Origin of the sequence: Stenotrophomonas sp. G106K1 (assembly GCF_037969685.1) — a bacterium.
Taxonomy (GTDB): Bacteria; Pseudomonadota; Gammaproteobacteria; order Xanthomonadales; family Xanthomonadaceae; genus Stenotrophomonas; species Stenotrophomonas lactitubi.
Window position 1 is genome coordinate 106,084 of record NZ_JBBPFR010000007.1, and the last position, 13,803, is coordinate 119,886.

Genomic DNA, 13,803 nt, shown 5'->3' on the forward strand with positions numbered 1-13,803 from the left:
AACAAACAATATCAAGCAATTACGGGGCGATGACGACCTCGGCCGAGCGGGCCCGGGTGGACGCCGCCTTCTTGCCGGCAACCTGGATGCGGCTGCTGGCGACGCCGGCCGAGACCAGCGCATCGCGCAGTGCCTCGGCCCGCTTCTGGCCGACGCCATTGGCACTGTCGTAAGCCTCGATGCGGATCCTGCCCTTCTTGCCGATGTTCACGTATTCGGCCAGGGCCTTGGCCTGATTGCGGGCGCCACCGGACAGGCTGGAGGCCCCGGCAGCGAACGCGTCACCGGCGAAGGTGAAGACCTCGCCACGGCCATCGAACTTCGAACCCGGCAGCTTCTGCCCCGAGACCAGCTCGGCTTCCTCACGGGCCAGCTTGGCCGCGTTCTGCTGGGCCGAGCTGAGGCGCTGCTGCTGCTTGCCAGCCACGCTGGTCAGGGCGTTCTCGGCATCCTGGCGGGCCAGGGTCTCGGCCTCGGCCGCCTGCCGCAGGCGTTCGGCCTCTTCTGCCTGCATCTGCGCCTGCATGCGCAGCTGCTCGGCTTCCTGGCGGGCGCGGGCGGCATCGCGGCGGCTGGCCTCGATCAGCAGGTCGCTGCGGGTCCGTTCCAGGCGATCGACCTCGCGCGCGGCCAGCGCAGCCCGCACGGCGGTCTCGGCGATCTCGACCCGGCGCTCGGCCAGGTAGGTGGCCAGCTCCTGGTCACGGCGCTTGGCCTTCTCCAGGGTGGCGATGGCCTGCTGCGCCTGCATGCGCTCGAAAGCGCCCAGCTCGGCGGTGTCCGGATTGGCCTGGATCGCCATCAGGCGCTGGCTCAGCTGGCCCACCATCGGGTTGTCAGCGGCCAGGGCCAGCGTCGGCAGGGCCAGCAGTGTGGCCAGGGTCAGGCCGGAGATGGTCTTCATCGGCGGTCCTCCCCGGTCGACAACTGGCGTTGCAGCTGGTTGACCTCGTTGCGGCGCAGCTGCAGCTGCGCGGTCGCCGTGGCTTCCTCGCTGCGGGCACGGGCCAGATCGGCGTCCACGGTGGCGCGCAGGGCCAGGGCCGGTGCGTTCTTGCGCTCGCGACGGTCGCCCGCGGCACGCTGGGCCTGCTCCAGCCCCTGACGGGCCAGCCCGATCAGGTCCGGGGCGTACTGGTCGGCATCGGCCTGGGTGGCCTTGTCCACCGCCTGCCGGGCCTGCGCCAGTTCAAGCGCGCCGTCCTGCCCCCAGGCGGGGGCAGAGAGTGCGAATGCAAACGCCATCACATACAGGCTGTGGCGCATTCGTGCGAAGCTAAGTCGTTTCATTGGGGAGGCCGTACCGGTTGTCGGTTCGCGGCCATTGTCGTCAAGCGGGTACCGTGCTTGCAACGGGCGCCGGCAGTTTCGTTGGGGAAAATTCGCAATGGATATCGGCTACTTCCTGAAGCTGATGACCGAAAAGAACGCTTCGGACATGTTCTTGACCACCGGCGCGCCGGTCTACATCAAGATCGAGGGCAAGCTGTATCCGCTCGGCAATACCGGCCTGCCGCCGGGAATGGTGAAGAAGATCGCCTACTCGCTGATGGACGAGGGTCAGGTGCCCCAGTTCGAGCGCGAGCTGGAGCTCAACATGGCCATCGCCCTGGCCGACGCCGGGCGTTTCCGCGTCAACGTGTTCAAGCAGCGCGGTGAAGTGGGCATGGTCATCCGCGCCATCCGCAGCCGGATTCCGAGCATCGAAGAGCTCAACCTGCCGCAGGTGCTGAAGGACGTCATCATGACCCCGCGCGGGCTGGTGCTGGTGGTGGGGTCCACCGGCTCCGGCAAGTCCACCTCGCTGGCGTCGATGATCGATCACCGCAACAGCACCACCACCGGTCACATCCTCACCATCGAGGACCCGATCGAGTACCTGCACAAGCACAAGATGTCCATCGTCAACCAGCGCGAGGTCGGGCTCGATACCCATGCCTTCCACAATGCGCTGAAGAACGCGATGCGCGAAGCACCGGACGTGATCCTGATCGGCGAGATCCTGGATGCCGAAACGATGGAAGCGGCAATCGCCTTCGCCGAAACCGGTCACCTGTGCCTGGCCACCCTGCACTCCAACAACGCCGACCAGACCATCGAGCGCATCCTCAACTTCTTCCCGGAAAGCGCGCACAAGAACGTGCTGATGAACCTGGCCCTGAACCTGCGTGCGGTGATCAGCCAGCGCCTGGTGAAGAACAAGGAGGGGCGCCGCCTGCCGGCCACCGAAGTGCTGATCAACACGCCGATGATCCGCGACCTGCTGCGTCGCGGCCAGGTGCACGAGATCAAGGCGGCGATGGAGGCCTCGCTGGAAGAAGGCATGGAGAGCTTCGACCAGTGCCTGTTCCGCCTGGCCAAGAACGGCACCATCGATCAGGAAGAGGCACTGCGCGCGGCCGACTCGCGCGATGGTCTGGCGCTGAAGTTCCGCCTGTCCGAAGGCGGTAGCGGCGAGCATGATCCGTATGCGGACTTCTCGGCCGGCGCGCCGAGCATTACCCACGGGTTCTGACGGCGCGCCCGCTGGGCATGGCCCGGCGTAATCCTGAAGGGTTAAGGGGTGGTCTCATCCAATGAGACCCCTCGTGCGTAGGTTTCCTCAATGGAAACCATCCGCAAGTTGGCCATCCTTGCCGACGCCGCAAAATACGACGCCTCCTGCGCCTCCAGCGGTGCGGGCAAGCGCGATTCGCGCGCCTCCGGCGGCATCGGCAGTACCGAAGGCATGGGCATCTGCCACAGCTACACGCCCGATGGCCTCTGCGTGTCGTTGCTGAAGATCCTGCTGACCAACTTCTGCGTCTACGACTGCGCTTACTGCGTAAACCGGGTGTCCAGCAATGTGCAGCGCGCGCGCTTCAGCGTGGACGAGGTGGTCACGCTCACCCTGGACTTCTACAAGCGCAATTACATCGAGGGCCTGTTCCTTTCCAGCGGCATCATCCGCAATGCGGATTACACGATGGAACGCATGGTGGAGGTGGCACGACGGCTGCGCGAAGAGCATCGGTACGCCGGCTACATCCACCTGAAGACCATCCCCGAGGCATCGCCAGAGCTTCTGGCCGCTGCGGGTCGTTACGCCGATCGCCTGTCGATCAACGTTGAACTGCCCACCGAGGCGGGCCTGGCTACGCTCGCCCCGGAAAAGACCAGCACATCAATCCGCGGCGCGATGGGTGAACTGCGCTGGCGCATCGAAGAAGCCAAGGAAGCCCGCAAGGCGCCGGCACTGATCGCGCCGGTTTCCAGCCACAACGCGCGCCCTCGCCCGCCCCGCTTCGCACCGGCCGGACAGAGCACACAGATGATCGTCGGCGCCGACGGTGCAAGTGACCAGCAGATCCTGACCAGTGCCGACAGCCTCTACGGCAACTACCGCATGCGCCGGGTGTACTACTCCGCCTTCAGCCCGATTCCCGATGCCAGCCGCCAGCTGCCGCTGCAACCGCCCCCGCTGCAGCGCGAACACCGGCTGTACCAGGCCGACTGGCTGCTGCGCTTCTACGGCTATGGTGTGGAGGAGATCACCGACACCACCCAGGGCGGCATGCTGGACCTGGACATCGATCCGAAGATGGCCTGGGCGATACGCCATCCGGAGCGCTTCCCGGTGGACCTCAACCTTGCACCGAAGGAGCTGCTGCTGCGGGTACCCGGGTTGGGCGTGCGCAACGTCAAGCGCGTGCTGATGGCTCGCCGTCACGGTCGCCTGCGGGTGGCCGACGTCGCCCGGCTGAAGGCACCGATGAGCAAGCTGCTGCCGTTCGTGCAACTGGCCGACCACCATCCCCGCAACGCATTGGATGATCCGGCAGCGCTGCGCGCGAAGCTGGCCCCACCACCCCGCCAGGGCTCGCTGTTCGATGCCGCGCCTGCTGCCTGAGATGCAACGCTGGTCTTTGCAGGTGGACCCGCCTTGGTCGCTGGATGCTTGGCGCAACGCAGCGCGGGAGGCATTGCTGCGCGGCGTGCGCCCTGAGCAGCTGGACTGGCTGGTGGATGCCGGGGCGTCCCTGCTGGATGCGCCGGCGGTGCAGCAGGCGCCGTTGCCCGACGGTGCCACCGCACCGAACGTGCCACGTGACTTCGTGGAACTGGCCGCGACCTGCCTGTGCCATCGCGATCCGCAGCGCCTGCCGCTGCTGTATCGCCTGCTGTGGCGCATCACCCACGGCGAACGCACGGTGCTCTCCAATCCGGCCGATGCCGATGTGCTGCGTTTGATGGCGCTGGCACAGGCGGTGCGCCGCGATACGCACAAGATGAAAGCCTTCGTGCGCTTCCGCGAGGTGCCCGGCGAGAGCGACGCGTTCATTGCCTGGTTCGAACCCGATCACAACATCGTCGACCGCGTCGCACCGTTCTTCGCCCGCCGTTTCGCCGGCATGCGCTGGGCGATCCTGACGCCCACGCGCAGCGTGCAATGGGATGGCAGCGCGTTATGGTTCGGCGATGGCGGTACCCGCCAGGATGCGCCCGCCGAAGATGCACGCGAAACGCTGTGGCAGACCTATTACGCCAGCATCTTCAATCCGGCGCGCCTCAACACGCGGATGATGCAGCAGGAAATGCCCACCCGGTACTGGAAGCATCTTCCCGAAGCACAGCTGTTGCCTGGCCTTGTGCGCGATGCAGCCAGCCGCGTGCAGGAGATGCACGATCGGCCGGCGCAGGCACCGCAACGACGTATTCCAGCGCGGCAGAACGATGCAGCCGATGCTATTGCAGACGATGGCAGCCTGCAGGCGCTGCGCCAACAAGCGGCCGTCTGCCGGCAGTGTCCATTGTGGGAAGCGTCCACCCAGACCGTGTTCGGCGAAGGTCGTGCCGACGCACGCATCATGCTGGTGGGCGAACAGCCCGGTGATGTCGAGGATCTGAGTGGTCGCCCCTTCGCCGGGCCGGCCGGCAAGCTGCTGGACCGCGCACTGCAGGAACTGGGCATCGAACGCAGCACGCTGTACCTGACCAACGCGGTGAAGCACTTCCACCACGAACGGCGCGGCAAGCTTCGCCTGCACAAGCGCCCGGAGAGCCGTCATGTACACGCCTGCCGGCCGTGGCTGCAGGGCGAGATCGCACGGGTGAAACCGAAGATGATCGTCTGCCTGGGTGCCACGGCAGCGACCGCGTTGTTCGGCAGCAGCTTCAACCTGATGCGCGACCGTGGCCGCTGGCTCATGCTGGAGGATGGCACCCGGGGTTACGCCACCGTGCATCCAGCCTGGGTACTGCGGCAGAAGAATGAGACGCGACGCGAGGACGCCTACCGGCTGTTCCGCGATGACCTGCGGCAACTGCTGGCAGCCGATTCCGCGCCCGCCGGAGACCGGTAGCGCCGGGCCATGCCCGGCGAGCACAGCAGCACGTCAGGCGGCATCGATCTGGTTTTCGGGGCGTGCAGCGATGAAGGAGTCCAGCTGCTGACAGGCCGCTTCAATGCGGCGCAGTGTGGGGTATGCCGCCAGATCCAGACCAAACCGATGCGCGTTGTACAGCTGCGGCAACAGGCAGATGTCGGCCAGACCCGGGCGGTCGCCGTGGCAGAACGTGCCTGTCTCCGCGCTGGCGGCCAGCATCGCCTCCATCGCCGCGAAGCCCTCGGCCATCCAGTGCAGCGTCCATTGCGTGCGCGCATCAGCGGGCAACTGCAGTTCGCGCTCCAGGTACTGCATCACCCGCAGGTTGTTGATCGGGTGGATGTTGCAGGCCACCAGTTGCGCCAGCGCCCGCACCCGTGCGCGGCCAGCGGCATCGGCCGGCAGCAGCGGCACCTGCGGGAAGCGCTCTTCCAGATACTCCAGGATCGCCAGCGACTGGGTCAGCACGTGACCGTCATGCAGCAGCGTGGGCACCAGCTGCTGCGGGTTGAGCCCGCGGTAGGCGTCATGGTGCTGCTCACCGCCCTCGCGCACCAGGTGCACCGGTCGTGCTTCGAAGGCCAGGCCTTTCAATGCCAGGCCGATGCGCACGCGGTAGGCGGCGCTGGATCGCCAGTAGGTGTACAGCACGATGCCGTCGTCGACCGTAATCTCCATCGCCGCCTCCATGCTCAGGGCTTGGTCGCCTGTTCGATGCGCTGCTCGATCGCACCGAAGATGCTGTTGCCGGCGGCATCCAGCATCTCGATGCGCACCACGTCGCCGAAGGACATGAACGGCGTGCTCGGCTTGCCGTCACGCAGGGTTTCCACCACGCGCTGTTCGGCGAAGCAGGAAGCGCCCTTGCTGGTGTCTTCGTTGGCGATGGTGCCAGAGCCAACGATGGTGCCGGCGCTGAGCGGGCGCGTCTTCGCCGCGTGTGCAACCAGTTGAGCGAAGTTGAACTGCATGTCGACACCGGCTTCCGGCGCGCCGAACCACTTGTCGTTGATATGGGTCAGCAGCGGCAGGTGCACCTTGCTGTCCTGCCAGGCAGCGCCGAGCTCATCGGGGGTGACGAACACCGGCGACAACGCCGAGCGCGGCTTGGACTGCAGGAAACCGAAGCCCTTGGCCAGCTCGCCCGGGATCAGGTTGCGCAGCGAGACGTCGTTGACCAGGCCGATCAGCTGGATGTGGCCGGCGGCCTGCTCCGGGCTGGCCGCCATCGGCACGTCGTCGGTGATCACCACGATCTCTGCTTCCAGGTCGATGCCGTAGTCCTCGCTGACCACCTTGACCGCGTCGCGGGGGCCGTAGAAGCCGGCACTGGTGGCCTGGTACATCAGCGGATCGCTGTAGAAGCTCTCCGGCACCTCGGCGCCGCGGGCGCGACGGACGCGCTCGACGTGCGGCAGGTAGGCGCTGCCATCAACGAATTCATAGGCGCGCGGCATCGGCGCGGCCAGGGCCTGCGGGTCCAGGTCGAACACGCCATCGGCGTCGCCGGCATTGAGCGAGTCATACAGGGCATTCAGGCGCGGAGCCAGATGACTCCAGTCCTCCAGGGCCAACTGCAGGGTGGCGGCGATGCCGGTGGCGCGCACGCCGTGGCGCAGGTCACGCGAGACGACGATCAGGGTGCCGTCGCGGCCGCCTTCCTTCAAGGAACCAAGCTTCATGGTGGGTGTCCGGAGTCGTGGGCAAACAAGTTTCAAGTGTAATCAAATATGCGGCGCAGCCAAGCTGCAGCGCGGCATCGCCTCACCCTACCGTAGTGGGGGTTAGGCAGGGCTGCGCCCTGCACCTGGAGAAGCTTTCAAGCCACGGCCGGAGCAACAGCAACAGCCGGCGCTGGGTTTTCTGTGGGTTGGGCGGGGCGGTGTGGGCCTGCAGGACACGCCGTGAACCCATCCATGAAGTGACCCTCGACAGTTTTCCGGTGACGGCTGGTAGATCCACGCCATGCGTGGATGGATCTCCATCGAAATCGAATATTTCGACAATTGAACGAAGAACATCCACGCATGGCGTGGATCTACGTGTCGACCAAGGTCGACACCCACCCAGAGCAGGCCATGCAATTCCGACAGATCGCGGAAATCTGTCGAAGGCGGGGTGGGTCCGGTTGCGGGGGTGTCCGCGGCATGGATGCCGCGGCCAAGCCTTATCTGATCGGAATCTGGCAGCGTAAGGGTCGAGAGCCGGCGTGGGCCGCCGTACAAGCCTGGATCTGAGCGATCGCCATGTAGCTTGGCGCCCACGCCGGAATCTCCCTTGATCCGCCCGAACAGTTGCTGGAGCGAGCACTCGAAGCGATAAGACTGGGCAAGCGGGGGAGCTCTCGACCTTTCCAGACTAGCGGAGTGGAGCGATGAACGGGATCGGGATTGATGTAAGCAAGCGCCAATTGGATGTCAGCACGACGGACGGGGAAACCCTTCAGGTCAACAATGCCCCTTCCGGCTTTGCTGAATTGGACCTCTGGCTGCAGCAGCATCCGGCCGGCCAGATCGTGTTGGAGGCCACCGGCGGCTACGAACAGCCCGTGCTGGACTTCCTGCACAAGACTGGTTATCCGGTGGTCCGTGCCAATGCCCTGCGGGCGCGAAAACTGGCCCAGGGCTTGGGCCAGATGGCAAAGACCGACCGCTTGGATGCCTATGCCTTGGCGAAGATGGCCGCGCTGGTGAAGCTGCATTCCTATCAGCCACTGGAGCCTTGGCAGCAGGAAATGCGTGAGTTCGTGCGGGCACGTCGACAGGCGATGCACGCGCTGACCGTCGCGCGGCAGCAGCAGGAAATGGTGGCCAGTCGTGAAGTGCGCCGGCTGCTTCAGGCCAACATCAGCTGCTTGCAGAGGCTGGTGGAACGCTTGGGAAAGCGGATCGCCGAACAGGTTGCCGAGCAGCCTCAGCTGGCCGTCATGAAGTCGATGAAGGGTGTAGGTCCGGCGCTGCAGGCTGTGCTGGCCAGCTACCTGCCGGAACTGGGCAAGATCAGCGGAAAAGCCATCGCCAGCCTGGTCGGTGTGGCCCCGATGTCCCATGACAGCGGGACGGTGCGCGGCAAACGAAGTATCCACGGTGGTAGAGCCGAGATCCGCCAGGTCCTCTACATGGCCAGCATGTCGGCGCTGCAGCACGAACCTCGATTGCGGGACTTTTATCCCTCGCTGCGGGCGCGCGGCAAGGAGGCCAAAGTGGCCATCGTGGCAGTGATGCGCAAGATGCTGGTGATCCTCAACGCCCGAGTACGTGACGCCCAAAGCGGACCGACCCCCGCCTGACCTCAGTGCGTGCGTACATCCAGAGGCTGCCGGCCGGCGGCCGGCACTACCGTGCCCGTCTGCAGGAAGGGCCGAAGCTCCTCCTGCAAACACAGTTGCTACAGGGACGTACTTGCGGCGTCCCCGCACTCCGACACCGCCCCACCATCCCACGGATAGCCCGCTCTTGCTGTTGCTTCGGCCGTTGCCGTTGCTTGAAGGCCTCTGCGGGTGCCGGGCGCCGCCCGGCCGACTTCCGCCACTTGCGGTGGCAAGCCCTGCCCACTAGCCTTCGGCGGTCGTTCACCACCCAAGGACCGCCCGTGAAACACCGTCATCTCCTGCTGGCCGCGGCAATCGCCGCCGCTACGCTGGCCCTGGCAGCCTGCAAGAAGGAACCTGCCCCAGGCACCGACACCGCCGGCAGCAGCGCACCGGCCGGCGAAACCGCCGACCAGTTCGTGGCCCGCATCAATGCCGAATTCAAGGCGGCCTACCCGGAGATGACCTCGGCCCAGTGGCTGTCCTCCACCTACATCAACAGCGATTCAGAGCGCATCGCGGCCAAGGCCAACGAGCGTTCGCTGACCCAGCTCAACAGCTGGATCGAGCAGGCCGGCAAGTTCGATGGCAAGCCGATGAGCGAGGATAGCAAGCGCGCGATCCACCTGCTGAAGCTGATGTCGTCGATGCCGGCACCGCGCGACCCGGCCAAGCTGGCCGAGCTGACCCAGATCGCCACCCGCATGGAAGGCAGCTATGGCGCAGGCAAGTACTGCACCGACGCCAACGATCCGAACTCCTGCCGCCAGCTGGGCGAACTGGAGCAGGTGCTGGCGCGCAGCCGCGACTATGACCAGCAGCTCGATGCCTGGCAGGGCTGGCACAGCACCACCAAGAGCATGCGCGGTGATTACCAGAAGTTCGTCGGCCTGGTGAACGAAGGTGCCAAGGGCATGGGCTTCACCGATGCCGGGCAGATGTGGCGCAGTGGCTATGACATGCCGCCGGAGCAGATCGGCCCGGAAACCGATCGCCTGTGGGAACAGGTCAAGCCGATGTATGAGCAGCTGCACTGCTATGCGCGCGGCAAGCTGGACAAGACCTATGGCAAGGACAAGGCCGAGGTGGGCAACGGCCTGATCGCCGCGCACTTGATGGGCAACATGTGGCAGCAGGACTGGTCCAACCTGTGGGACCAGCTGGAACCGTACCCGGGCGCCGGCAGCCTGGACATCACCGCGGCGCTGGAAAAGCAGTACCAGACCAACCTGAGCGCGGCGCTGGCCAAGGCCGGCAAGGATGCCAACGTGGCCGCGCAGTACAAGGCGCAGCGCGAAGCCGAATTGCGCACCGCCAAGCAGATGACCGAGCGTGCGCAGGACTTCTACGTGTCGCTGGGCATGCCGTCGTTGCCGCAGTCGTACTGGGACAAGACCCAGTTCATCAAGCCCGATGACCGCGACGTGGTCTGCCACGCCAGTGCCTGGGACATGAACATGGAAGGCGACGTGCGCACCAAGATGTGCATCAAGCCCAACGAAGAAAACTTCACCACCATCTACCACGAGCTGGGCCACATCTATTACGACCTGGCCTACAACCCGCTGCCGCCGCTGTTCCAGGGCGGTGCCAACGATGGCTTCCATGAAGCGATCGGCGACACCATCGTGCTGGCGATGACGCCGAAGTACCTCAGTTCGATCGGGCTGGTCGACGCGCCGACCGAGAGCCGCGAGGCGGTCATCAACAACCAGATGCGCATGGCGCTGTCGGGCGTGTCGTTCCTGCCGTTCGGCCTGATGATCGACCGCTGGCGCTGGGGCGTGTTCGATGGTTCGATCACCGCGGACAACTACAACAAGGCCTGGTGGGACCTGAAGGCCAAGTACCAGGGCGTGGCACCGGCCACCACCCGTGGTGAAGAGTTCTTCGATCCGGGCGCGAAGTACCACGTGCCGGGCAACACTCCGTACACCCGCTACTTCCTGGCGCGCATCCTGCAGTTCCAGTTCTACAAGGGCCTGTGCGATGCCTCCGGCTTCAAGGGCCCGCTGCACGAGTGCACCTTCTACGGCAACAAGGAAGCCGGCCAGAAGTACTGGGCGATGCTGAGCAAGGGCGCCAGCCAGCCGTGGCAGGCCACGCTGAAGGAACTGACCGGCTCGGACAAGCTCGATGCCGGCCCGATGATCGAGTACTTCAGCCCGGTCAACGCCTGGTTGAAGCAGCAGAACGAAGGCCAGATGTGCGGTTGGCAGGCCAGCGCGGCACCGGCAGCGGCGGCGAAATGAAAGAAGGGGCGGGTCCGCGAGGATCCGCCCCTTTCCAGATCTTGTAGAGCCGAGCCATGCTCGGCTGCTTTTCCACCGTGCTGCGCACGGTAAGCCGAGCATGGCTCGGCTCTACAGATTCGGCGCGATCAGTTGCTCTTCTTCGCCGCCAGCTGTGCGGCCAGCGCGGCCTTGAATTCCTCGAAGGTCTGCCCCTTCTCGTTGGCTTCGGCCTGTGCCGCATCGCGCAGCGCATCCGAATAGACCAGGCGCACCGGCGTGCCCTGCCGTTCGTGCAGTTCACCGGCCTGCATGATCAGCGCCAGCACCTGTGCCGCGCTTTCGCTCTGGCCGGCGATGCGGCCATCCATGCCCAGCACCCATTCGCCATCGCGACGGACGACGCCGGCCAGCAGCGTGCGCTGGGTGTCGCGCAGTTCGGCGTGCGGCTCGACGGGCGAGGCGGTGGCGGCGGCCTTGTTGGCAGCCTGCTGTTCCTGGCGACGGCGCTGGTCGCGGCGGGATTTGGAAGAGGTAGACATCGGTGGGGCTTGCATTGCGGGGGCGCAAGGATAACCCACGCCCCCTGCATGCTGGTTCACACCGGCACGGTATCGGCTCAGTCCAGCACCCGCCCCTGCCGCCAGTAGCCCATGAAGGTGATCGCGCGGCGATCCAGGCCGCAGTCCTTCAGCAGATACCGGCGGATCGCCATCACCGCGCCGGCCTCACCCGCCACCCAGGCATACATCGCGCCGTCCGCGCTGGCATCAGCCTGCTCCCACAGGATCTGCGCGTCGACGTCGATCTCGTCCAGTTCGGCGGCCTCGGCCGCAGCCGAGGCCGCCGCCAGCCGCGCCTGCACGGCCTGCAGCAACCGCTGCCCATGGGCCTGTTGCCCGCGTGGCAACCACACCAGTTCGGCCGTGGCCGGTGCCTTCAATGGCACCGCATCACCCGCCTGGGCGATCTCCAGCAGGGCCAGCGTGCGCGGCGGATCGGCCAGCCCGGCCAGTTCCTCAAGGATGCCGGCCACCGCCGGCAATGCGGTCTCATCGGCCACCAGCAGCACCTGCCCCCCCCCGGCTGGCGGCTTCCATTCCCAGCCTTCGCTGCTGTCCGCGCAGTCAGCGTCGGGGGCCAGCAGCAGCACGCGATCGCCCGGCCGTGCGTGCGTGGCCCAGCGCGAGGCCGGTCCGGTCTCGCCATGCAGCACGAAGTCGACGTCGACCTCGCAGTCGCCGGCGCGCAGCTGGCGGAGGGTAAAGGTGCGCATCGGCGGCCGCGCGTCATCGGGCAGTGCCCGGTAACGGGCGTACCAGTCGTCGCCGCGGGGCACGTCCGGGGCGTCCTGGCCGGGCAAGGGGAAAAACACCTTGATGCGTTGGTCCGGGCCTTCGGTCTTCATGCGCGCTACGTCGGCGCCGGTGAACACCATGCGGTCCAGGGAAGGAGAAAGAACGCGGCGCTCTTTCAACGCCACCTCGAACAGGCGGTAGGTCTGCTGCGCAGCCATGCGGGTACCTCATACGACGACATCGGGATGGCTGGCTGTCGTGCACCCACGAACCGGCTCGCTGGAAACCCCAGCCTAACCCCTGCACGCAGCGCCGCAAGGCCGCCGCTCGTACTCGCGCGCCCTACCCCTGCGCGACGCTCAATGCGCCGTGCCGGCTGCCTCTGATGCGCGCTCGCGCTGATGCTCCCAATACCAGAACACGAAGCCGGCCGCGAAGAAGGCCGCCTGTCCCAGTGCCAGATGCAGCGGGCTGTCGTGCAGCAGTGGCGATACCACGCCGGCCACCACGGTGCTGATCATCAGCTGCACGAAGGCCTGCAGCGACGAGGCCAGGCCGCGCTGCTGCGGATACATGTCCAGCACCGCCAGCGCCAGGATCGGGAAGATCAGCGCCATGCCCATGCCGCCGAGGAAGATCGGCATCACCGCCCACGGCAGCGCGAACTGCGGCGCCAGGCTGACGTAGCCGATGTTCAACACGGCAGAGACCGCACACAAGGTGAAGCCGAGGGCCACCTGCCGCGTCGGCGTGCTGTGCCCGGCCATGCGCCCGGACAGGAACGAACCGGTGGTCATGCCGCCGATGGTGGGAATGAACAGCCAGGCAAAGCCGCCTTCACCCAGATGCAGGTGCTGCATCACGATGGCCGGCGCCGAGGAGATGTACAGGAAGATGCCGCCGAAGCCGATGCTGCCGGCCAGCGCCAGGCGCAGGAAACGCGGGTTGAAACCGATGCGCACGTAGTCGCGCATCAACGTGCGTGGCGACAGTGCGACCCGTGCCTGCGCCGGATGGGTTTCCGGCAGGAAGCGCGCGGTGGCCGCCAGCAGCACCAGCGCGAATACCACCAGGAACCAGAAGATCAGCGGCCAGCCGGCACCGCTGAGCAGGATCCAGCCGCCGATGATCGGCGCGATGGCCGGGGCGATACCGAACAGCATCGACACCTGGCTCATCAGCCGCTGCGCGTCGTGGCCGTGGTACAGATCGCGGATCACCGCGCGGCCGACGATCATGCCGACACCGGCAGACAGGCCCTGCAGTGCGCGGAACGCCAGCAGCGTGGTCAGGTCGGTGGACAACGCGCAGCCCACCGAGGCGCCGACGAAGATCACCAGGCCGCCGAGGATCACCCGCTTGCGTCCCCACGCATCGGACAGCGGGCCGTGGGCCAGGCTCATCAGGCCGTAGAACAGCAGGTAGACGCTGATGGTCTGCTGCACCGCCACCTCGTCCACCGCCAGGCGCTGGGCCAGCTGCGGAAACGCAGGAAAGATGGTGTCGATCGAGAACGGACCGAACATGGCCAGGCCGGCGAGCAACAGGGCCATGCGGCGGGTGGAAGGAGCAACAGCGGCGGTCATCGGGCAAGCGTC

At 66.2% G+C, this 13,803-nt stretch carries 12 protein-coding genes; 5 read left to right on the forward strand and 7 right to left on the reverse strand.

Annotated features, from left to right (window positions below):
• Positions 1 to 19: 19 nt before the first annotated feature.
• Entirely contained in the window at positions 20 to 904 is an 885-nt protein-coding gene (locus tag WKB25_RS09125) for a hypothetical protein (protein ID WP_340570068.1), read from the reverse strand.
• Positions 901 to 1,266: a DUF4398 domain-containing protein gene (locus WKB25_RS09130; RefSeq protein ID WP_340570069.1), complete on the reverse strand. Its 366-nt coding sequence runs from the start codon at positions 1,264 to 1,266 to the stop codon at positions 901 to 903. The genes WKB25_RS09125 and WKB25_RS09130 overlap by 4 nt, the downstream gene beginning before the upstream one ends.
• Positions 1,267 to 1,387: 121 nt before the next feature.
• Here WKB25_RS09130 and WKB25_RS09135 point away from each other — a divergent pair, with 121 nt between their 5' ends.
• The 3 genes from WKB25_RS09135 to WKB25_RS09145 all read left to right on the forward strand — a co-directional run bounded on the left by WKB25_RS09135 (position 1,388) and on the right by WKB25_RS09145 (position 5,342).
• Complete coding sequence (locus tag WKB25_RS09135) at positions 1,388 to 2,515, forward strand: PilT/PilU family type 4a pilus ATPase (protein ID WP_025878450.1); 1,128 nt, start codon at positions 1,388 to 1,390, stop codon at positions 2,513 to 2,515.
• A gap of 90 nt (positions 2,516 to 2,605) precedes the next feature.
• Positions 2,606 to 3,889, forward strand: coding sequence for a putative DNA modification/repair radical SAM protein (locus WKB25_RS09140; protein WP_340570070.1), 1,284 nt, complete (start codon positions 2,606 to 2,608; stop codon positions 3,887 to 3,889).
• Complete coding sequence (locus WKB25_RS09145; RefSeq protein ID WP_340570071.1) at positions 3,870 to 5,342, forward strand: UdgX family uracil-DNA binding protein; 1,473 nt, start codon at positions 3,870 to 3,872, stop codon at positions 5,340 to 5,342. Before WKB25_RS09140 ends, WKB25_RS09145 begins: the two co-directional genes overlap by 20 nt.
• A 33-nt stretch (positions 5,343 to 5,375) precedes the next feature.
• Here WKB25_RS09145 and maiA read toward each other — a convergent pair whose 3' ends face one another.
• The gene (maiA, locus tag WKB25_RS09150; protein WP_340570072.1) at positions 5,376 to 6,044 is read right to left on the reverse strand and encodes a maleylacetoacetate isomerase; all 669 of its coding nucleotides are present in this window, start codon (positions 6,042 to 6,044) and stop codon (positions 5,376 to 5,378) included.
• 14 nt (positions 6,045 to 6,058) lie between these two features.
• Positions 6,059 to 7,048: a fumarylacetoacetate hydrolase family protein gene (locus WKB25_RS09155; protein WP_340570073.1), complete on the reverse strand. Its 990-nt coding sequence runs from the start codon at positions 7,046 to 7,048 to the stop codon at positions 6,059 to 6,061.
• Positions 7,049 to 7,740: 692 nt separating this feature from the next.
• Between WKB25_RS09155 and WKB25_RS09160 the strand changes: the two genes are divergently transcribed.
• A complete protein-coding gene (locus tag WKB25_RS09160; RefSeq protein WP_340570074.1) occupies positions 7,741 to 8,655 on the forward strand; it encodes an IS110 family transposase in 915 nt (304 codons plus the stop codon).
• A gap of 302 nt (positions 8,656 to 8,957) precedes the next feature.
• The gene (locus WKB25_RS09165) at positions 8,958 to 10,928 is read left to right on the forward strand and encodes a M2 family metallopeptidase (protein ID WP_340570076.1); all 1,971 of its coding nucleotides are present in this window, start codon (positions 8,958 to 8,960) and stop codon (positions 10,926 to 10,928) included.
• Positions 10,929 to 11,056: 128 nt separating this feature from the next.
• Here WKB25_RS09165 and WKB25_RS09170 read toward each other — a convergent pair whose 3' ends face one another.
• From WKB25_RS09170 to WKB25_RS09180, 3 genes are all read right to left on the reverse strand, one after another.
• The gene (locus WKB25_RS09170) at positions 11,057 to 11,449 is read right to left on the reverse strand and encodes a hypothetical protein (RefSeq protein WP_340570077.1); all 393 of its coding nucleotides are present in this window, start codon (positions 11,447 to 11,449) and stop codon (positions 11,057 to 11,059) included.
• A gap of 77 nt (positions 11,450 to 11,526) precedes the next feature.
• The gene (locus tag WKB25_RS09175) at positions 11,527 to 12,423 is read right to left on the reverse strand and encodes a siderophore-interacting protein (RefSeq protein WP_340570078.1); all 897 of its coding nucleotides are present in this window, start codon (positions 12,421 to 12,423) and stop codon (positions 11,527 to 11,529) included.
• 141 nt (positions 12,424 to 12,564) lie between these two features.
• Positions 12,565 to 13,791, reverse strand: a complete 1,227-nt coding sequence (locus WKB25_RS09180) for a multidrug effflux MFS transporter (RefSeq protein ID WP_340570079.1) — start codon at positions 13,789 to 13,791, stop codon at positions 12,565 to 12,567.
• Positions 13,792 to 13,803 lie beyond the last annotated feature (12 nt).